The following is an 18,553-nucleotide window of genomic DNA, read 5'->3' as shown; positions in this document are numbered from 1 at the left end:
CCGTCAGGCCGGCTCTCCGGTCCCGTTTCGGTAGGTGCCGAGCAGTTCCTCGAGAATGAGACACTCCTGGTCGGTCGCGTCGTAGTGGGTGTCGATGAACCGTTCGGCGGCCTCGTAATCGCCACGCAGGCCGTGTTTGCGGACGGTGATCACGGCCTCGAGAAAGAGGGTGCCGCCGTCTGCCCCGAGTGCTGCGGCGTGATCGCCGACGTCGATCTCGAGTTCGTCCCTGATCTCCTCGAAGTTGAACGTCTCGACGTCGTGGTCGGGGTTGATCAGCGTGAGGACGTACTCCGCGGAGAAGCGATAGAACTCGGATTTGCTCTCGAACATACCGTCTTCGACGAGCGCGTCGATCTCGTCGACGACCTCGTCGGGGTACCTGACGGTATCTTTTGCCATGTTTCGATAACGACGCTCCGTGATAATTACTGTTGTGGGAATCCGGCGGTCACGTTGCTTCCGGATCGATTCGTCGCCTCTTTTTACCGTCGGCCGGAATCGACGCATACGATGGTAGACGAAACAGACCTTCGCGAGCAGCTAACCGACGCGTTCGACGGGGCGGAGTATCCCGTCTCGAGTCCGATGGAACTGGTCCCCGCGCTGCCTGCCGGACCGGGAACGACCTTCGAGTCCGGCGAGTTTTCGATGACGGCGATGGAGCTAAACGCCGAACTCTCCGGCGGGGAGGACTTTCCCTACGAGACCGCCGACGAGCTCGTCGACGACGTCATCGCGGAGCTGAAATCGAACGGTCACCTGTAGTGGTCACGGAGCCGCCTGCGTCGGGGGTAGCAACTCGAACGGGGTGAACGGAGTTCGACGGCTCCTCGGTGGAGAAATTGATGGCAGTAGGTATCGTTACATATAGCCGCCAACCATATCGGAATCGAGCTCGATCGTGTCTAGACGGCGATTGTCACGGCTGACACCGTCGCTGTGCCGTCGGAACCACAGTGACCTTTCGAATGAATGACCGACGCAGAAAATAAGGGGGACCGAACGTGGCAGACGTCCGACGACCGCGAGATCGTGGTCGCCGTTCTCGCGCCCAGCGACTGCGACGTCGAGTCGGTCGACCGGCTGACCGACAGCCCACGGTTCGACGTTCACCGCCCCGACCCGGACGCGATCGATCGAACGGTCGCGCCTGAAACGGACTGTCTCGTCGTCGCTGCCGACTGTCCAACCGTCGCACGCGAGCTCCTCGAGGACGTCGAGGCGGTCGAGGACGACGACGCAGTCGACTCGCCGGTCGTGGTCGCACCCGGGGAGGGAAGCGAACAGCTCGCGGCCGTCGCGATCAGACGCGGGGCGGCCGACTACGTCCCGCCGTCGGACGAGGCGACGCTCGCGGATCGGATCGTGACCGTCGCCGACGAACACGACGACGCGGCCGACGACGAGCGCAGTCGGTTTCGCGACTTGCTCGCAGAACGACTGCCGGACGAGGCGTTTCTCATCGACGAGGACGGCTACTACCTCGAGGCGACGGTCCGTCCCGAATCCGACGACCTGTACACTGTCTCGGCCGACGAGCTGGTCGACCATCACCTCTCGGACGCGTTCCCCGCCGACGTCGCCGCCGACTTACAGGCGTGTCTCGATCGTACCCTCGAGACCGAGGAGGTCCAGTCGATCGAGTACGAGGTCGAGACGACCGAGGGGCGGCGGTGGTACGAGGCACGCGTCGTCCCGTTCGACGAGACGATCGACGGCCGACGAGTGGTCGTCTGGCTGGGTCGGGACATCACCGAACGCGTCGAACGAGAGCGGACGCTGCGTCGCCAGCGCGACCAGTTCGTGACGCTCAACGACATTAACCGGGTCGTCCGACAGGTCATTCACACGCTCGTGGAAGCGCCGACGCGGGAGGCCATCGAACGGGAGGCCTGTCGACAGCTCGTCGAATCAGAGCTGTACACCGGCTCGTGGATCGGCGAGTTAGACGGCGACGATATCGTCGTTCGCACCGCCGCGGGCGAAACGACGGCGCTGTTCGAGTTCGCCCGTGAGCAGTCGAGTTGGGACGGAGAGCCGGTACTCGAGACGCTCGAGACGGGTGTCGTTCGGACCAGCAACCGGATGGCCGACGAACCGCGGATTTCGGAGCGGGTCCGTCGTGCCGCTCGCGAGGACGACGTCAGGTCTGCGATTACCATTCCGATCGAACACGATACGACGAGCTACGGTGCACTCGTCGTCTACGCGAGTCGCGACGATGCGTTCAGCCCGCGTGAGGAAGACGCCTTTCGGCTGCTCGGCGAGACGATCGGCTTCGCGATCACCGCCGTGAAAAATCGGCGGCTGCTCTTTGCCGACACCGTCGTCGAACTCGAGGTCCGCGTCGAGCACGGCGACTCGCTTTCCTTTTATCTCTCCGAGGAGTACGATTGCACCTGCTCGCTCGAGTGGATCGGCGAGACCGCACGCGGGAAGATCTACCAGTACGTGACGGTCGAGGGTCTCGACGGGGAGACGGTGATGGCCGAAGCGTCCGACCACGACTCCGTCGCCGAGTGTCGGCTCGTCCACGACGGGGCCGACCAGTGTACGATCGAACTCCGGCTTCACGAATCGGGGGCGCGGACGCTTGCGAACTACGGGGCGACGATTCGGGACATCACCGTCGAAGACGGCATCGCGATGGTCCTCCTCGAGGTCCCCCACGACGCCGACGTCCGGGAACTGATCGACGCGTTGCGGTCGGTGTACGACGACGTGACGCTTACCGCACGACGGGAGGTCGGTCGGCCGGTGCACACGGCCGAAGAGCGACGGGAACGAATCGTCGACAGGCTCACCGACCGACAGCTCACCGCCCTCCGGTTTGCGTATCACGGCGGCTACTTCGATTGGCCGCGGGCAAGTACCGGCGAGGAACTCGCGGAGGCGATGGACGTCTCGCCGCCGACGATGCACCAACACCTCCGGAAGGCGCTGAACGAAGTGTTGGCGGAGTTTTTCGAGGAATCCGGAACCGACGTCGAGTGAACGCACTGTTAGCCTAACTGTTTAGGGTGTACCGTTGAGTAGGGAAGAGACGTACCGATTGTCGCTACACGCACGTAGCGCACAACTGTCCGGCGAGAGGCGGTAGGTGGTGGTGACAGCAAGGCTCCGGTTCCCCTCGTACCGGACTGCCTCTGTTCGAGGCGAACGGTTCTACGCCCCCGAACGGTATAACGTTATCCGGTCGTCAGCGTCGCGTCCCGGTCGGTCCACCAGCGTCGATCGGCGATCGCTCGAGCCAGTCCGGACACGCCGCCGTGACTGCGTCCTCGAGCAGGCCGGCCTCGAGCGCCTCGACGACTGCCTCGACGTCCGCGTGGACGGGACGGTCCGTCTCGAGCGGCGCGACGAGTTCGCGAACGAGGTCGTAGGCCGCGTCGGTGCCCGCGCCGAGTTCGAGGTCGTCGACGTCGTCGAACGCGTCTCCGACGTACTCACGAGCCTGCGCTCCACAGACGAGCTCCGTCGCGAGGACCGTTCGAGCGGACTCGAGCGACGAACGAACGGCGAACGCGGCCGTGGCGCTCATGCTGACGTGATCTTCCTGGCCACCGCTGACGGGCGTGTTGTCGGTCACGGCCGTTCCCGTTGCTCGCAGCTCGTTGACCGCCGCAGCGGCGGTGTACTGGGCGATCATGTACCCCGACTGAACGCCGCTGTCGGGGGCGAGAAACGGTGGCAGGTGTGGCTCCTGCAGGTTCGGGTTCACCAGGCGGTCGATCCGTCGCTCCGAGATCGTCGCGAGTTCGGTCAGTGCGAGCCGGACGTACTCGAGTCGAAGCGCGAGCGGTTCGCCGTGGAAGTTCCCGCCCGAAAGCACCGCCGCCCGGTCGGTTCCCGACGCGCGGTCGTCGATCCCCGTCGCGTCGAAGACGAGCGGGTTGTCGGTCGCGCTGTTGAGTTCGATCTCGACGGCCTCGCGGAGGTGGGAGACCGCGTCCCGGACGGCGCCGTGGACCTGTGGGAGACACCGAAGCGAGTACGCATCCTGGACCCGATCGCAGTTGCGATGGGCCTCGACGACGTCGCTTCCTGCGGTGAGCCGTCGAACGGTCGCCGCGCTCGCTCGCTGGCCATCGTGGGGCCGGACGTCGTGGATCGTCGGCTCCGCCGACGCCGTCGTCCCCAGCGTCACCTCCGTCGTTAGCGCGCCCGCGACGTCGGCCGTCGATGCGAGCGATTCGGCGTCGACGACGGCCAGCGCGGCGAGTCCGGTCGTCAGCTGGGTGCCATTTATGAGCGCCAGCCCCTCTTTTGGGGCGAGCGTCAGGGGCTCGCGGTCGATCGCCTCGAGCGCAGCCGCGCCCTCGAGGCGACGGGTTCGCTCGGGGTCGTCGTCCGTCGGGGCGTCGACGTCCGCCTCGCCTTCGCCGATCAACACGAGCGAGGCGTGTGCAAGCGGTGCCAGGTCACCACTCGCCCCGAGACTCCCACGGGATTTCACGACGGGGTGGACGCCACCGTTGAGCATCGCCACGAGGTGGTCGACCACGACCTCGCGCACGCCGGAGTGGCCCGTCACCAGGGCGTTGACCCGTGCGGCGAGGGTCGCTCGAACCTCCTCGCGAGTGAGCTCTCGGCCCGTCCCGGCCGCGTGGCTTCGCAGCAGATTCGTCTGGAGCGTCTCGAGTCGGTTTCCCGGGATCTGCTGGTCGACGAGCTCGCCAAAGCCCGTGTTCACCCCGTAGACGGGTTCGTCGCGCTCGAGGACGTCCGCGATCCGCTCGCGCGATTTTCGAACCCGTTCGCGAGCGGGTTCGGGGACCGAAACGTCCTCGTCGTCTCGGGCGACCGCGGCGACGTCCTCCGGCGTGAGCGTCTCGCCATCGAGTTCGACGGTCACGGCAGCTCACCCGCTTGCCTGGTTCGACGATCGGCGTCGGTCTCGAACATCGGATCGTACTATCGGCGGGCAGGAACTATAGCGTACTGCCGGAGGAGCGAGTCCGAGCTCGGTTCGTCGCCGTTCAGCCTTTGATGTTACAGACGGGGTAAGTCCGTGCCACCTTGTCGCCAATGCCGAGTTCGTCGGAGACGCGGACGACCTCGTCGACGTCCTTGTAGACGCCGGGGGCCTCCTCGGCGACGGTCGCGCCGGAGTCGGCCTTGACGTAGATCTGTTGCTGGTCACGCAGTTCGTCCCGGACGTCCTCACCCCAGTAGTCGCTTTTCGCCTGGGTTCGGCTCATCACTCTGCCCGCGCCGTGGGCCGTCGAGCCGAAGGTGAGCTCCATCGACCGGTCGCCTCCCGAGAGGACGTAGCTTCCCGTGCCCATGCTGCCGGGGATGATGACGGGCTGGCCGACGTCGCGGTAGACCTCGGGCACCTCGGAATGACCAGCGGGGAACGCCCGCGTCGCACCCTTGCGGTGGACGAAGTACTCTCGCTTCTCATCGTCGACCTCGTGGGTCTCCTTCTTGGCGATGTTGTGAGCCACGTCGTACAGCAGTTCCATCTCCATGGCCTCCCACGAGCGCTCGAAGACCCGCTCGAAGACCTTCCGGGTGCGGTGCATGATTAGCTGGCGGTTGACCCACGCGAAGTTGATCGCGGCGTTCATCGCCCCGTAGTAGTCCTCGGCGAGTTGCGAGCCCGCGGGTGCGGCTGCGAGTTCCTTGTCCGGCAGCTGGTTCAACAGTCCCTGGTGTTGTTGCTCGATCTTTCGCAAGTAGTCGTTACAGGTCTGGTGACCCAGTCCCCGCGAGCCACAGTGGATGAGCACGACGATCTGGTCCTCGGAGAGGCCGTAGGCCGAGCCGATCTCGTCGTCGAAGACGTCGGTGACCCGCTGGACCTCGAGGAAGTGATTCCCCGACCCCAGCGAGCCGACCTGGTTCTTCCCCCGATCCTTGGCCTTCTGGGTGATCTTCGAGGCGTCTGCCTCCTCGCGGTGGCCCTCGTCCTCACAGCAGCGCAGGTCGTCCTCGACGGCGTAGCCGTTCTCGAGGGCCCACTCGACGCCACCCTCTAAGATCTCCTCGATGGTCTCGACGTCCGTCTCGACGATGCCGCCGGCTCCCAGTCCCGACGGCACGTTCGCGAACAGGGAGTCGACGAGTTCCTCCTCGCGACCCTGCAGGTCGTCGTAGGAGAGGTTCGTTTCCATCATTCTAACTCCGCAATTTATGTCATAGCCGACTGAGCCGGGCGAAATACAGCCTTCCTCGGCGTCGAACGCGCCGACGCCGCCGACGGGGAAGCCGTAGCCCTGGTGGCCGTCGGGCATGCAGATGCCGTACTTGGCGATCCCCGGCAGGTGCGTCGCGTTCTGCAACTGCTCGAGGGTCTTGTCGTCGGCGATCTCCTCGAGCAGTCGCTCGCTCGCGAACACCCGGGCTGGAGCGCGCATCCCGCCCTCCTGTGGGATCTCCCAGATGTACTCCTCTACCTGGTGGAGCGTGATGCCGTCTGTTTCGAACGTGGTCATACGTCTACGTCGGACACCGACGGTGAAAGAAGTTCGTCTGTCCGGACGGCTGGAAGGTCGCTCCCAGATCTACGTCACCGTGGACGGGACGGTCGCTTCGAGGTCGTCCTCGAGGCGTTCCATCCGGTTGTCGACGGAGTAGGGCCCGCCGCCGGTGATGAGCAACACGGACGCCATCCCGAAGAGGACGACGTGTGCGAGGACGGGGTCGTCCGGAAGGGCAAACAGCGTGAGCGAAAACATCGCGATCGCGACGGCCGCGCCGGCGCGGGTGAACGCCCCGACGATCAACGCGAGTCCCAGCGTCACTTCGGCCAGTCCCGCACCGAGCACCCAGAGTTCGGGGCTGGCGGGGACGACTGCCGTCAGATCGTACCGGTCGACGACCGCCAGCGCGAGTCCGGGCTGGAGGAGTTTCTGGGTCGCCCCGAGAAAGACAAACGTTGCCCCCAGTCCGACGCGGACGACCGTCGGAGCGGTGGCTTCCGACGGTGCGAGACGGTCTTTGGTCCGCCGCGCTCGCTCGTAGACTACGTCGATGCGTCCGTAGATCGTTCCCGGGCCGCCCGCCAGCCGCGCGAGGACGTGATCGGCACTGGGTTTCCCGCTGCCGACGATCGCGATCGCGACCGTCGCACCGACGAACTCGAGTTGTAACAGAAGCGTCGGCCAGACGACGGCTCCTGCGAGATAGACCGCGAGCGTCACGAGCGCGACGGCTCGCGTCGCCAGACCGAAAAGCAACAGAAAGCCAAGCGCAACTTGCAGCAGGCGCATCTGAATCTCGACGGCGGGGCTGAAGAAGTAGCCCTCGAACCCGGCGCCGATCAGCGGAATCCCGACCGAGATCCGGAGCAGCCACGGGACGTACTCGACGTACTCCCGCATAGCGTACCGGAAGGCAGCGACGTCCTGGGGTGCTGGATCGAACGCGAGGTAGGCGGCGACGACGCCGGCGACGATGACCGCGCCGGCGAGTAGCGGACCGACGACGAGCGGATCGGCGACCGCGTCGGCGAAAAACTCCGCGACGCCGACGTTCCGTTCCTCCTCGACGACGTACTCCTCGTGGGCGGCTACGGGATCGACGGCGACGAGCAATCCGAGAGAGATCAGGACGAACGACGCGAGCGTGCTTGAGCGCGAACGAAGTGACATGGTCGAACGTGTACGCGATACGTCTCCCCTCCTCAAAACGGTCCGGCCGGCGCATCGTCGCCCGCGAACGTCTTAGTGGTCCCGCCGGAACACAGGCACAGCCATCAGAGTGTCAGACGTCGAGCACGACGTACCCCTCCCACCCCTCGGCGGTCTCCTCGAGGCGCATCTCCGAATACGTCACTGCCTTCACCTCGCGGGCGCTTACCTCCTCGAGCGGAACGCCGCGGGCGGTCGCCTCGAGTCGCCACGTTCCGTCCTCGTCGTCGGGACCATCGAGGTGCTCGACGCGGTTGTCGACGGGAAGCTCCCGACGGACGTCTCGCAGGTAGATCAGTTCGTCGAGGTAATCGAACAACAGCGCCTCGCGACTCTCGGCGTGTACGGCGAGTTCGAATCGATCGCCGACGTCGGGTACGTCTTCGGCACAGGCCGCCGCGAGTCCGTCCGCGAACGCGGCGACGGTCTTTTCGAGGGTGTCGCCGGTCGCGGCGACGGCGACGTCGGCCGTGTGATCGCGCAGTTCGAAACCCATGCTTTGATGGATTCGACGGCCCGAACCGTATGTCCGTCGCTTCCCGACACCGTCCGGTGCCGGTGGAGTTATAGTTGCGTCCCTGCTAATGCTATGTAGTGAGCGTCGAGATCGACATCCACGTCGTCGGCCCGGGTAATGACGATCTCGTCGAGGACGCCTGGGAGCTGAAAGAGCACATCCACCAACGAGAGGGTGTGCTGAAACAGCGACGTGGGTTCTTTACCGACGCCTTCCGACGCGCAACGGTATACTGTTACGCCGAAGACGACGAGCTGGTCGGCTTCGCTGCCGTCCGACGTGACGGCTACATCCTCTTTCTTGCCGTCTCGCCGGACCGTCGCGGCGAGGGGGTCGGCAAGCGACTGGTCGCCCGCGTCGCCGAAGACAACAGCACGGTCACCTGCCACGCCCGGACGACGAACGAGAACGCGCTCCAGTTCTACGAACACCTCGGGTTCGAGATCAAACGCCGAATCGACGACTACTACGAAGACGACGGCGACGCCTACTATCTTAAACTCGGTGCCGACGGCGGTCTCACTGATCGCATCTCCGATCTCGTTCGGCGCTGACCCGCAGCAGACGCCGACGGACCGAACTCGGTCGGTCGCACGCTGTTGTAAAAATACTGACTTGAGTTAACGATATCGTCTGATACATCTATCATCACGATCGGCGTCGTCACCCTCTCGTGAGCCGGTTCGAGGCGGATCTCGAAATACACCATTCGTGATGACATTCACGCCATCACAAGGTTTATGTTTCCGATCACTCTGTTCTCAAGGCAACGGAGCCCCCTGACAAACAATGAAGCTGGCGATGATCGGATTCGGACAGGCAGGTGGGAAAATCGTCGATAGGTTCCTCGAGTTCGACGAACGAACGGACGGCGGATTCGTCCGGGCAGCCGTCGCGGTAAACAGCGCGAAGGCTGATCTGATGGGACTCGAACGTATCCCGAAAGAGAACCAGGTTCTCATCGGCCAGGCCCGCGTGAAAGGCCACGGCGTCGGCGCGGACAACGAACTCGGCGCGGAGATCGCCGAGGAGGACATCGACGAGATCCAGAACGCGATCGACACGATTCCGACACACGAGGTCGACGCGTTTCTGATCGTCTCCGGGATGGGTGGTGGGACCGGCTCCGGTGGCGCTCCCGTCCTCGCGAAACACTTGAAACGGATCTACACGGTTCCCGTCTACGGTCTCGGCGTGTTGCCCGGCACCGACGAGGGCGGCATCTACACGTTAAACGCCGCCCGCTCGTTTCAGACGTTCGTTCGCGAGGTCGACAACCTGCTCGTCTTCGACAACGATTCCTGGCGGACGGCTGGCGAGTCCGTCGAGGGGGGCTACGAACAGATCAACGGCGAGATCGTCCGCCGGTTCGGCGTCCTCTTCGGTGCCGGCGAGGTCGGCAGCGGTGAAGATGTCGCCGAGAGCGTCGTCGACTCCAGCGAGATCATCAACACGCTTTCAGGGGGTGGCGTTTCGACCGTCGGCTACGCCTCCGAGGAGGTCGAACTCAACACCGGCGGCGGACTCCTCTCACGCTTTACGGACAGCGGCACTGACGGAACCGAACTCGACGCCGCGAACACGACGAACCGCATCACCAGTCTCGTCCGCAAGGCCGCACTCGGCCGACTCACCCTCCCCTGTGAGATAGAGGGTGCAGAGCGCGCCCTGCTCGTTCTCTCCGGCCCCAGCGAGTATCTCAACCGAAAAGGGATCGAGCGCGGTCGCAAGTGGCTCGAGGAGGAAACCGGCAGCATGGAGGTTCGCGGTGGCGACTACCCGCGTGAGATCCCAGAAGTCTCCGCGTCGATCCTGCTGTCGGGCGTGACCCAGGTGCCACGGATCAAACGCCTCCAGCAGGTCGCGATCGAAGCCCAGGACAACATCGACGAGATCCAGGCCGAAAGCGAAGAGAACCTAGAGAGCCTCGTCGAGGACGACGAGGACGAACTCGAACCGCTCTTTTAGCCGGACAGCCGAGCATCGGTCACTCGAATCCGACCCCGGGTACCGTCCCACTCGGTCTCGTACTCGAGATCGATCCGCCGGTCCATATGCGGCGCATCGACCACCAGGGTCTCGAACTCGCCACCCTCTCCGAGGACGTGAACGCCGTACTCCTCGTTGAGCTCCTCGAGTTCGCCAATCGCTTCCCGATCGAGTGTGCGACCGAGCCAGGACTCGTCGAGTCCGTAGGCTGCGACCTGGACGATTTTCGTCTCGAAGCCCGCCTCGAGCATCGCCTCGGCGAGCTCGAGGGGATCTTCGCGCCACAGCGGAGCGAACAGGTCACACTCGAGGCGGTCGCACATCCCTTCGATGCGGCTCGTCTGGTACTCGCTCTCGACGGCTCCCGCGATGACGCCGGCGACGCCGCCCTCGAGTTCGTCGTCGAGTTCGCAGAGAGCGGCCTCGAGCGGTTCGAGTTCGGCGTCGCCCTGCGAACTCGAGTCGGTGGCAACGTCGGCGTCGAAGTCCTCGGGATCGACCTCGACGATCGGAATGCCGATGCTCTCGGCCGCGAGCGTAGCCAGTTCGGTCTCGGGGACGTGATAGAGGTACGACTCCGAGGAGGGGTGGACGGTGACCAACCGCCGAACGTCGAATCCGCGCTCGAGTGCCCGATACACCGCCCACGAGGAGTCTTTTCCGCCCGAAAAGAGGCCAATCCACGCCCCGGTCGCGTCGCTCATGGCCGAACCTAGCGCGGTGAAAGGAAATGGATGACGATGACGACGACTACCCGGCGTCGTCCTCGCGATCGACGTCAGACGCCGCGCCGCCGTCGGTCAGTCCCGAGTCGGGAGTCCCATCGACCAGTTCGGCGTCCGAGACGTCAGTTCCGTCGCGTACGTCCTCGGAGCCGGTGCCGCCGAAGGAAGCCGCGACGCGGACGCCGACGAGACTGAGGACGAACGCGGCGACGACGAACATGGCGAGACGCTCGCCGGCCGTGATCGCAAAGCTATCGACGGTGAGTGCGCCGACGTCGATCGGCGGCACGACGAACGGCTCGATTATCCCGCCACGCTCGAGGAAGTACGCGGAGAACCCGCGGACGACGAGCCCGACCGAGACGACGATAAAGGGCAGGTTGAGGTACGATCCCTTGATGGGTTCGTCGCCGATGAGCTCGTCGAGCAGTCGACCGGCACTCGCGGTGAGTGCTGCCATCGCCAGCCACGGCACGCTGTCGAAGGCGAACTTCATCGCCGGAAGGAACACGCCCGAGGTCGCCTCGAGGCCGGAGATGCCGAGTGCGCCCACGAACAGCCCGACGAGCGTGAGTCCGCCGGCGACGACGTAGGTGACGACCGACACCTGCCCCGTGTACAGCGACTCCTGGACCCGGCGTGCGAGTCCGGTCACGATCTCGTCGACGCTGAAGCCCTTGTACAGCAGGAACAGCCCGATGACGGTCGTGATCGCTGCCGCCCCCTCGGCGGGACCGACGAGCGTCGCGAGCAACGGAAAGACCAAGAGTGCGAGCCCGATCGGAACCAGCACCGTCTGTCGAAGCTCCTCGTCGGCGAGAAACTGCTTGAGCAGGTAGTACGTCGACTCGATGTCACGGGCCTGCCGGACGACGACGCGATCGACCGAGTCGACCTGCACGCGGCTCTCGACGATCGGAACGAGTCGTTCGTCTTCGGCACTGTCGATGACGACGATCGCGGAGTCGGGATCGTACTCCGCGATGAGGTCGTCGAGCTGGGTCGCCACCGCGCGGTCTGCGCTCACCATCGAGTCGCGATCCCCCGAGACGACGGCGACGACCGGATCCTCGTCGTCGTCGCGCAGTCGCTTTGCGACGTGTAAGGTCTCGAGCAACGAGTTGACACTCGAGTCCTCGGGGTCTGCGAGACCGACGTCGGTCACCAGCGCACGGACTGCCTCCCAGCCGACGATCGGCGTCCGCAGGCCAGTCTTGCGGCCGACGTCGTCGGTCCGATCGAGGCAGACGACCAGCGTAGTCACGGTTTCCGATGGGTTCCCCGCGACGATAAAACCACTCACTCGTTTTTCGGCTCGTTTCCGGTCCGACGTCAGGTCCGCAGCCGAAACCCGCGGTCGTCCGCGATGCTCGCGATTCCCGCACCGAAAGCGTACGCGACGCGCTGGGCACCCGTCCCGACGCGTTGCATCAACGGCCGTGTCGGCTCGAACGCCTCGACAGCGACCTCGTCTCGCTCGAGGCGGTCGGCGACGGCGTCCTCGAGTTCCTCGCGGGTTCCCAGTTCGTCGACGAGACCGATCTCGTGGGCCTTCTCACCGAGGAACACCCGGGCTTCCGTCTCGCGGATTTCGGCCGGCTCGAGTTCGCGGCCGTCGCTGACGCGTTCGACGAAGCGATCGTAGTAGTCGTCGACCAGCCCTTGGAGGTACTCGCGCTCCTCGTCGTCAATCTCTTTGAGGGGCATCCCGGCGTCTTTGTACTCGCCTGCGGTAAACCCCTCGTAGGAGAGGCCGACCTTCTCTGCGAGATCGCTCGCGTTCACGCGCGAGCCCATAACGCCGATCGAGCCGACGATGCTCGCGTCGCGAGCCCAGAGTTCCTCACAGCCGCTTGCGATCCAGTATCCCCCGCTCGCACAGACGTCGGTCGTGTAGGCGATCGTCGGTCCGTCGAACCGTTCTGCCGCGAGCTTGATGTCGTCACTCGGGACGACCTCACCACCGGGTGTGTTCAGCTTCACCAGCAGTGCCTCGACGCTATCGTCGTCGTCCGCCCGGTCGATCTGCTCGACGATGGCGTCTGCCGGCGTCGACCGTGGACTCGAGGGCAACGGTCCGCCGCTCCCGCTACGGGTGATCGGTCCCTCGACGGCGACTTCGGCGACGTCGTAGGAGGGAAACAGCGAGCCAGCGACGTTGCCCGCGAACTTGATCCCCAGGAGGACGACGACGAGCGCGACGATCACGCCGAACAGATCCGCGAGCGTGTCGGGAAAGACGACGAACAGCACGACACCGACCGTAGCGAACAGTGCGGCCCCGACGACGACGACCGCGAACCGACCGATGCCACGACTACTCACCACCGGAGACACCTCGATGCATACCGTAGGATGGGAGTGCAACCGTGTTAAGAATTGACCTCGCTCGATCGCGGTCGGCCGACCGCCGTTCCCCTACCCAATATCAGGTTCCGGAGACGTCGCCCGACTGTTCGTTTCGGGCACGGATCGTCACCACGGCGATGTACGACCCACAGGCGGCGAGCACGAGGAGGCCAGCGACGACGCCGAGTGCCCTCGAGGCGAACACCACGAGCAGCCAGCCGACGGCCGCACCCCCGTGTGCGAGTGCCATATCCGACCGGCCGTAAGCCCCGTGGAGGACGGCGACCGCCGCGAACGTGGCCGCAAACGCCACCGCCGCGATCGTCATCGTTGCGACACCCAGAAGCGTCTCGCTGATCAGCGTTCCGTAGGCGAGTGCGAGGATCGCAACCACCGTTCCGACGCCGATCGTCACCGCCTGGACGTCGACCGTGTCCGTCATCGACCGTCCCTTTCCAGGCTGGCGTGAAAGACGTACCGTTCGGGACGGCTCGCAAACACGACCAGAAGGCTACGCCACCGAGGACGATTCCGACGAGGTGGCAGACGTCGAGCGGATCGGCACGTGACGGAGCCGTCACTCGAGTGCGGGCAACACCTCCTCTCCGAACGTATCGATGAACTCCGGCTGGTTCGTGTTGACGTTGTGGAGGAACACTTTGTCGACGTCGAGTTCGAGGTCCGCCTCGATCCAGTCGACGTGCTCTTTGGGATCTGCCGAGACGCGAACGTGTTCTTCGACGTGTTCCTCGGAGAGTTGGGCACCGAGGGCGTCGTACTCTTCGGGCGTCCGGAGCTCTTGTGTCACCGTTCCCGGCACGCACTGGTTGCGCCACTGCTCGTATGCGCCCCCGAGTGCGGCCTCGTCAGTCTCGTCGTAGGAGTGTTGGGCCTTGAGGTAGACCGGTTTCTCCGGTGCGTTCTCCCGGAACGCCTCGACGCGGCTGGCGTCGTCTTCGTGATCCGGCGTGGCGATCGTGATCATCCCGTCGGCCCACTCGGCAAGCCACGAGGCGGTTTCCTCGGAAAGTGCCGCACCGATCAATGGCGGTGGCGTCTCGGGACGCGAGTACAGTTTCGCCTGCTCGACGTCGACGCGACCGTGGTGGGTCACTTCCTCGCCGTCCCAGAGTCGGCGCATGATCTCGGCACACTCCTCGAGGCGAGCGTTCCGGTCGCGTTTGACCGGCCAGTCGGTCCCGACGATCCCCTCGTTGAGAATCTGACCGCTGCCGACAGCGAGCCAGAATCGCCCGGGATAGATCTCCCGCAACGTCGCCGCGCCCTGTGCGACGATGGCGGGGTGATAGCGGTAGCCGGGCGCGTTGACCGTGCCAAAGGTCATGTCGGTCGCTTCCATCGCCGAGCCGAGCCAGGACCAGACGAACCCCGACTCGCCCTGTTGCTCGCTCCAGGGATGGAAGTGATCCGACGCGAGCGCGTGATCGAATCCCTGTGTTTGTGCACGTTGGATCCACTCGAGGAGATCGCTCGGTGCAAACTGCTCGTGTGAGACGTGATAGCCGATGTCAGTCATGAATGGATTAGCGTCGGTGCAGTCGGTGATCGCGCATCGGTTCGAGACTCGAGGGACGTCCCAGCTGTTCGAGAACGTGGCGATAGCACGGGACAATACACCAGAAAAAGCGTCTTAGTTGCACCGCGTGCGTATGCAGGATACGACTGCACATTTCAACGCGCTCTTCGATATGCGAGAACGAGGTCTCATATTGCCGACAGTATCACCGAGGCTAAGGCAGGGCCACGTCCAGTCATGCGTCGACAGCGTGGCCCTCGAACCTGGACCCGTCGAGACGCCGTTTGGAAACCGCACCCTCGAGCGAACCGGGGCCGACGAAAGATTTCACGACACCGACGACGATTCGCGCCGCTCGCGAGTTCGTTCGCGGCGCAAGAATCATGGACTCGCCGGGCGGGCACTTGGTTTCCTCGGCCGTGATCAATCGCGGTACGGCGGAGGTGTCGAACAGTGAGTACCTTCCCGCAGCCGTCGGACGTCGAACCGGTCGACTTTCAGGCCGAACGAGACGACCGGACCGAGTCGTGGGCTCGAGCGCACCCGGACGACGCCCTGATCGAACCGTTCGGCCGGTTCGGGTACAAGGTCACGCTCCGGGACGGTGAGGACGTCCACTACTGTGCGCTCGGGATCGACGACAGCGAGTACGTCGGTCGGTGTGACTGCAAGGGCTGGCAGTACCACGACGGTCCCTGTGCCCACCTCTGTACGCTTCGCAAGGCCACGTTCCTGGGCCGGATCGACGTCGCCGAGACCGATGGCAGCCCCGACGACGAGCTCGAGATGCGCCAGGCGACCGGCGAGGCACTCGAGGGGAACCCACACGACACCGACATCGAACGGGTCCAGCAGGACCGGGAGGTCCAGCCATGACGCGCACGCACACCCGCGAGATAGAGGCCTCCGAAGGAACCCATACCCCCCTTGCATACGAACTGCGAAAGTCGACGCCGTCTGCGTATTCACGGCTTATGCAAATCGGGGTGAATCGCTGATGGGCCGGATGGATCACAACCCCTCGAGCCGGGTGTCGTTCGGCTGTCCCGACGGGTTGCTCGAGCAGCTCGACGAGATCGCCGATCGCGAAGAGAAGAGCCGCAGCGAGAAGCTCCGCGAGCTGGTTCGCAAGGAGGTCGAAGCGAAAGGCGACCTCGAGGGACCACAGCCAGTGCTCCCCGACGACGAACAGCTCGCCGACGCCTACCGGACGCTCCACGAGCGGGCCCATGCTCCGTACAAGGACAAGCCACGTGTGAAACTCGAGACTGCGAAGAACAAGCTCTACGACAACGACACGCCGAAGTCGGCCGTCCTCGACGACGTGATCAAGCCGCTCGAGAAGCTCGGGTTCCTGTCCGTCTGGCCCGGAAACCAGAACGTGTGGGTCGTCGTCCCACCAATGCGGTACACCGACGGTGAAGACGTCGTCATGTCGGCAGAGAAAGCGTCAGCATAGTCCCTTCTTCCGTTTTTAGGGCTCTTACCGAACTGAGTGAAACAGTTATGCCCGAAATTTGTCATAACCTACCGTGCAAGATAACGCGCGTATTCATCAACGAGGAACTCCAGTTCGGCCCCAATCGGTGGATGCAGAGGAGACACGTTTCTAATTCAGGAGGGGGAACGACTAGCGAGACGGAGGCTATTGGGCTGCATTCCCTAACGGTGGATCAATCCCAGTATCCGACTTCGAACGTCATCGGCGGAGACGAACGTTTGGTCATCAGTCGAGGCAAGTACTTCTTCGAGGGATTCCGTCCCGCGCTGTGTTTCGATATCGTAGTCGCCATAGGCCTCAACCAATTCGTTTGTCGTGGTTGGATAATTCTGGGTTTCGAGTGCTTTATCAAGTTCACCAAGCCGCCCATCAGGGTCGCCGGCCATTGCTCGCTCTTCATGGACGCGGTCACGTACTTCCTCTCGCTTCCGCTCTGGCTGGCGTCGCTCTTCGTCCTCTGCTTTCTCGTCTCGGCCCTGTTTGTCATCTGGCATCATTCTCAGTAGGCGACCAAATCAGATAACGGTGTGGTCGCTCCTCGGTGTTCCCCTTGGGACTGAATAGAATGTCCCAGTCGTGCTGAATTCGGTCTCTGTGTCGGTCGCCCCCCCCCCGAAATCATATAAGCAAGCCATCACGAGTAGAGTGATGAATACAACGCGCGTATCTTGCACGGAGAGACAACTCTGATAGGGTGCTGAAACGACCAATACAGAGGAGTTCACAGAACGGTCTCTGAGCAATCGCTTGCAGTATTAGGAGTCTTCGAGACGGGAACATTGGCACACCATGCCCCACATGTAACCATGTAGCTACGTTAGTAGTTGTATGACTGTGGTGAATCGAGAGACAGCGTTTGACGCTGCGGTATCCGCACTCTCGAATCCGTACCGACGACAGTTGCTTGTGGCACTCTTGGAGCATAATCCACAGGATGATGACGACCGCGACCCACTCAATCAGTTTTCAGAGAACGAGGAAGCAACGGTTCTGAAAACGGAACTGGTGCATAGCCATCTCCCGAAACTTGCTGAGATGGGCTACATCACGTGGGACCGAAACACAAACGAAATCAGTAAAGGACCAAAGTGGGACGAGATTGAACCGTTGCTTGAACTAATTGATAACCATCAAGATGAACTTCCCGATGGGTGGCTCTGATTTCGAGTTCTCTTCTGTGAGGGATATGTACACGTACCAACGGCTGTTTCGCTGCTGACGATTCGAAATGAACTATAGTCTTCTGCTGACTTCATGCTCTATATCTTGCACGCTAATCTGTATCAATGTCAGCAGATAGATGGTTGTTTCGCTAAGTTAGGCAAGAGCCGGTTTTAGAAGACAGTCGTCACCGCCGCTGCCGCAATCCCCGAGCCAACCAGCAGGCCCGTCGTCCACTTGCCTGCTCGGTAGAGGAGCCACAGCCGGGAGGTCTTCGGCTTGATATCCTCGAGTTCGTCTTCGACGTCCTCGAGATCTTCTTCGACGTCACCCTCCATCCGCTCGAGGAGGTCGGCTACGTGATCGAGTTTCTGCTCGATCCGGGTCATACGTTCCGACAGCTCGTGATTCGAGGGGACGTCGTTAGACGAGTCAGTGCTCATATCAGATCGTGCACCGTATTAGGATCCTTTTGAGGCTATTTCGATCGTTTCCAGGTTCTCATCGGCGTAGGCTCGGACGTGTTGGTACGACGTCGAAACGGAGACGACCGACGTCTCGGCATCGTCCGTCGATATCTCCCTGAGCTCACGCCACGTGTCGCCGTCGGCCGACACCTCGATCGTGACGGTGGCCGCTCCCGTGACGTCATAGTAAACGTCGACGTCCTTGCGATGGGGTCCCAGATCAATTGAAGCGGCGTCAGCCTTCCCAACCATTGACGTCATCGATGAAACAGGAGTCATGTCGTCTGCGTCGAGCGGGTCGACGAGAACGCCGCTCGAGTCCTGGACTCGAGCCTTTCCGATTTCTCGCGTCTCGTCACTTGAGACGGAAATAGGCGTGTCCTCCTGAACCGTGACTGTCGATCCAGACACGTCCAGAGGAGTGTCCTCTTGGACCGTCACCGTTTCGCTGATCGACGAGACGGAGACGTCTCCAGAGACCAGCACATCAACGGTTTCGGCGATCTCGTCGACCGTTATATCCTCTGATGGCGTGATCTCGATTAGGTCATCACTTCCCGTGATCGTTACCTCGACTGTGTCCTCTGCCGGATTCGCGCCTGGGAAGTCGGCCAGGTACGAGATCGGAGACGATCCAGCAAACTGATCGGATTGTTTTCGTTCCATG

At 63.3% G+C, this 18,553-nt stretch carries 20 protein-coding genes; 7 read left to right on the top strand and 13 right to left on the bottom strand.

Features of this window, described 5'->3' with window-relative positions; all coding sequences use genetic code 11:
* Window positions 1-3 precede the first annotated feature (3 nt).
* On the bottom strand, window positions 4-402 hold the full coding sequence (locus tag QQ977_RS02250) for a ribbon-helix-helix domain-containing protein (protein WP_285927291.1): 399 nt from the start codon (window positions 400-402) through the stop codon (window positions 4-6).
* Window positions 403-513: 111 nt separating this feature from the next.
* On the opposite strand from QQ977_RS02250, the gene QQ977_RS02245 reads away from it, so the two are divergent.
* Together QQ977_RS02245 and QQ977_RS02240 are read left to right on the top strand one after the other, a co-directional pair.
* Window positions 514-768: an MTH865 family protein gene (locus QQ977_RS02245; protein WP_285927289.1), complete on the top strand. Its 255-nt coding sequence runs from the start codon at window positions 514-516 to the stop codon at window positions 766-768.
* Between the two features lie 207 nt (window positions 769-975).
* A complete protein-coding gene (locus tag QQ977_RS02240) occupies window positions 976-2,997 on the top strand; it encodes a bacterio-opsin activator domain-containing protein (RefSeq protein WP_285927288.1) in 2,022 nt (673 codons plus the stop codon).
* 205 nt (window positions 2,998-3,202) lie between these two features.
* On the opposite strand, the gene hutH is transcribed toward QQ977_RS02240, so the two are convergent.
* From hutH to QQ977_RS02220, 4 genes are all read right to left on the bottom strand, one after another.
* A complete protein-coding gene (gene hutH, locus QQ977_RS02235; protein ID WP_285927286.1) occupies window positions 3,203-4,858 on the bottom strand; it encodes a histidine ammonia-lyase in 1,656 nt (551 codons plus the stop codon).
* A gap of 124 nt (window positions 4,859-4,982) precedes the next feature.
* Entirely contained in the window at window positions 4,983-6,443 is a 1,461-nt protein-coding gene (locus QQ977_RS02230; protein ID WP_285927285.1) for an RtcB family protein, read from the bottom strand.
* Between the two features lie 69 nt (window positions 6,444-6,512).
* Window positions 6,513-7,601 (bottom strand): DoxX family protein, encoded by a 1,089-nt coding sequence (locus QQ977_RS02225; RefSeq protein WP_285927284.1) that lies wholly within the window; start codon window positions 7,599-7,601, stop codon window positions 6,513-6,515.
* 112 nt (window positions 7,602-7,713) lie between these two features.
* On the bottom strand, window positions 7,714-8,136 hold the full coding sequence (locus QQ977_RS02220) for an archease (RefSeq protein ID WP_285927283.1): 423 nt from the start codon (window positions 8,134-8,136) through the stop codon (window positions 7,714-7,716).
* 98 nt (window positions 8,137-8,234) lie between these two features.
* Here QQ977_RS02220 and QQ977_RS02215 point away from each other — a divergent pair, with 98 nt between their 5' ends.
* On the top strand, window positions 8,235-8,711 hold the full coding sequence (locus tag QQ977_RS02215; RefSeq protein WP_285927282.1) for a GNAT family N-acetyltransferase: 477 nt from the start codon (window positions 8,235-8,237) through the stop codon (window positions 8,709-8,711).
* Window positions 8,712-8,946: 235 nt separating this feature from the next.
* Complete coding sequence (locus QQ977_RS02210) at window positions 8,947-10,125, top strand: tubulin/FtsZ family protein (protein ID WP_285927281.1); 1,179 nt, start codon at window positions 8,947-8,949, stop codon at window positions 10,123-10,125.
* On the opposite strand, the gene QQ977_RS02205 is transcribed toward QQ977_RS02210, so the two are convergent.
* The 5 genes from QQ977_RS02205 to QQ977_RS02185 all read right to left on the bottom strand — a co-directional run bounded on the left by QQ977_RS02205 (window position 10,122) and on the right by QQ977_RS02185 (window position 14,757).
* On the bottom strand, window positions 10,122-10,850 hold the full coding sequence (locus QQ977_RS02205; RefSeq protein WP_285927280.1) for a diphthine--ammonia ligase: 729 nt from the start codon (window positions 10,848-10,850) through the stop codon (window positions 10,122-10,124). The two genes, QQ977_RS02210 and QQ977_RS02205, sit on opposite strands and share 4 nt — an antisense overlap.
* A gap of 46 nt (window positions 10,851-10,896) precedes the next feature.
* Entirely contained in the window at window positions 10,897-12,135 is a 1,239-nt protein-coding gene (locus QQ977_RS02200) for a DUF373 family protein (RefSeq protein ID WP_285927279.1), read from the bottom strand.
* A 68-nt stretch (window positions 12,136-12,203) separates the two neighbouring features.
* Window positions 12,204-13,199, bottom strand: coding sequence for a signal peptide peptidase SppA (gene sppA / locus QQ977_RS02195; RefSeq protein ID WP_285927278.1), 996 nt, complete (start codon window positions 13,197-13,199; stop codon window positions 12,204-12,206).
* Window positions 13,200-13,299: 100 nt separating this feature from the next.
* Complete coding sequence (locus QQ977_RS02190; protein WP_285927277.1) at window positions 13,300-13,662, bottom strand: hypothetical protein; 363 nt, start codon at window positions 13,660-13,662, stop codon at window positions 13,300-13,302.
* A gap of 135 nt (window positions 13,663-13,797) precedes the next feature.
* Window positions 13,798-14,757 carry a TIGR03885 family FMN-dependent LLM class oxidoreductase gene (locus QQ977_RS02185; protein WP_285927276.1) on the bottom strand — a complete coding sequence of 320 codons (960 nt, stop codon included), beginning with the start codon at window positions 14,755-14,757 and terminating at the stop codon, window positions 13,798-13,800.
* A 453-nt stretch (window positions 14,758-15,210) separates the two neighbouring features.
* On the opposite strand from QQ977_RS02185, the gene QQ977_RS02180 reads away from it, so the two are divergent.
* Together QQ977_RS02180 and QQ977_RS02175 are read left to right on the top strand one after the other, a co-directional pair.
* Entirely contained in the window at window positions 15,211-15,633 is a 423-nt protein-coding gene (locus QQ977_RS02180; protein ID WP_285927275.1) for an SWIM zinc finger family protein, read from the top strand.
* A gap of 130 nt (window positions 15,634-15,763) precedes the next feature.
* A complete protein-coding gene (locus tag QQ977_RS02175; RefSeq protein WP_285928732.1) occupies window positions 15,764-16,216 on the top strand; it encodes a ribbon-helix-helix domain-containing protein in 453 nt (150 codons plus the stop codon).
* Between the two features lie 203 nt (window positions 16,217-16,419).
* On the opposite strand, the gene QQ977_RS02170 is transcribed toward QQ977_RS02175, so the two are convergent.
* Window positions 16,420-16,752: a DUF5789 family protein gene (locus tag QQ977_RS02170; protein ID WP_285927274.1), complete on the bottom strand. Its 333-nt coding sequence runs from the start codon at window positions 16,750-16,752 to the stop codon at window positions 16,420-16,422.
* A gap of 412 nt (window positions 16,753-17,164) precedes the next feature.
* Here QQ977_RS02170 and QQ977_RS02165 point away from each other — a divergent pair, with 412 nt between their 5' ends.
* The gene (locus QQ977_RS02165; protein ID WP_345783346.1) at window positions 17,165-17,419 is read left to right on the top strand and encodes a DUF7344 domain-containing protein; all 255 of its coding nucleotides are present in this window, start codon (window positions 17,165-17,167) and stop codon (window positions 17,417-17,419) included.
* Between the two features lie 173 nt (window positions 17,420-17,592).
* On the opposite strand, the gene QQ977_RS02160 is transcribed toward QQ977_RS02165, so the two are convergent.
* Both QQ977_RS02160 and QQ977_RS02155 read right to left on the bottom strand, forming a co-directional pair.
* Window positions 17,593-17,862, bottom strand: a complete 270-nt coding sequence (locus QQ977_RS02160; RefSeq protein WP_285927272.1) for a hypothetical protein — start codon at window positions 17,860-17,862, stop codon at window positions 17,593-17,595.
* Between the two features lie 18 nt (window positions 17,863-17,880).
* Window positions 17,881-18,552, bottom strand: a complete 672-nt coding sequence (locus QQ977_RS02155; RefSeq protein WP_285927270.1) for a hypothetical protein — start codon at window positions 18,550-18,552, stop codon at window positions 17,881-17,883.
* Between the last annotated feature and the right edge of the window lies 1 nt (window position 18,553).

The sequence above is a fragment of the Natrialbaceae archaeon AArc-T1-2 genome (genome assembly GCF_030273315.1).
GTDB lineage: Archaea > Halobacteriota > Halobacteria > Halobacteriales > Natrialbaceae > Tc-Br11-E2g1.
This window is presented reverse-complemented; position numbering and strand designations above follow the sequence as displayed.

Excerpts from the sequence above, each read along its gene's own strand:
- QQ977_RS02245 (WP_285927289.1), top strand. The coding sequence starts at position 514 with ATGGTAGACGAAACAGACCTTCGCGAGCAGCTAACCGACGCGTTCGAC.
- QQ977_RS02170 (WP_285927274.1), bottom strand. The coding sequence starts at position 16,752 with ATGCCAGATGACAAACAGGGCCGAGACGAGAAAGCAGAGGACGAAGAG.
- QQ977_RS02240 (WP_285927288.1), top strand. The coding sequence starts at position 976 with ATGACCGACGCAGAAAATAAGGGGGACCGAACGTGGCAGACGTCCGAC.
- QQ977_RS02175 (WP_285928732.1), top strand. The coding sequence starts at position 15,764 with ATGGATCACAACCCCTCGAGCCGGGTGTCGTTCGGCTGTCCCGACGGG.
- QQ977_RS02155 (WP_285927270.1), bottom strand. The coding sequence starts at position 18,552 with ATGGAACGAAAACAATCCGATCAGTTTGCTGGATCGTCTCCGATCTCG.
- QQ977_RS02190 (WP_285927277.1), bottom strand. The coding sequence starts at position 13,662 with ATGACGGACACGGTCGACGTCCAGGCGGTGACGATCGGCGTCGGAACG.
- QQ977_RS02225 (WP_285927284.1), bottom strand. The coding sequence starts at position 7,601 with ATGTCACTTCGTTCGCGCTCAAGCACGCTCGCGTCGTTCGTCCTGATC.
- QQ977_RS02250 (WP_285927291.1), bottom strand. The coding sequence starts at position 402 with ATGGCAAAAGATACCGTCAGGTACCCCGACGAGGTCGTCGACGAGATC.
- QQ977_RS02185 (WP_285927276.1), bottom strand. The coding sequence starts at position 14,757 with ATGACTGACATCGGCTATCACGTCTCACACGAGCAGTTTGCACCGAGC.
- QQ977_RS02220 (WP_285927283.1), bottom strand. The coding sequence starts at position 8,136 with ATGGGTTTCGAACTGCGCGATCACACGGCCGACGTCGCCGTCGCCGCG.
- QQ977_RS02210 (WP_285927281.1), top strand. The coding sequence starts at position 8,947 with ATGAAGCTGGCGATGATCGGATTCGGACAGGCAGGTGGGAAAATCGTC.
- QQ977_RS02160 (WP_285927272.1), bottom strand. The coding sequence starts at position 17,862 with ATGAGCACTGACTCGTCTAACGACGTCCCCTCGAATCACGAGCTGTCG.
- QQ977_RS02205 (WP_285927280.1), bottom strand. The coding sequence starts at position 10,850 with ATGAGCGACGCGACCGGGGCGTGGATTGGCCTCTTTTCGGGCGGAAAA.
- QQ977_RS02230 (WP_285927285.1), bottom strand. The coding sequence starts at position 6,443 with ATGACCACGTTCGAAACAGACGGCATCACGCTCCACCAGGTAGAGGAG.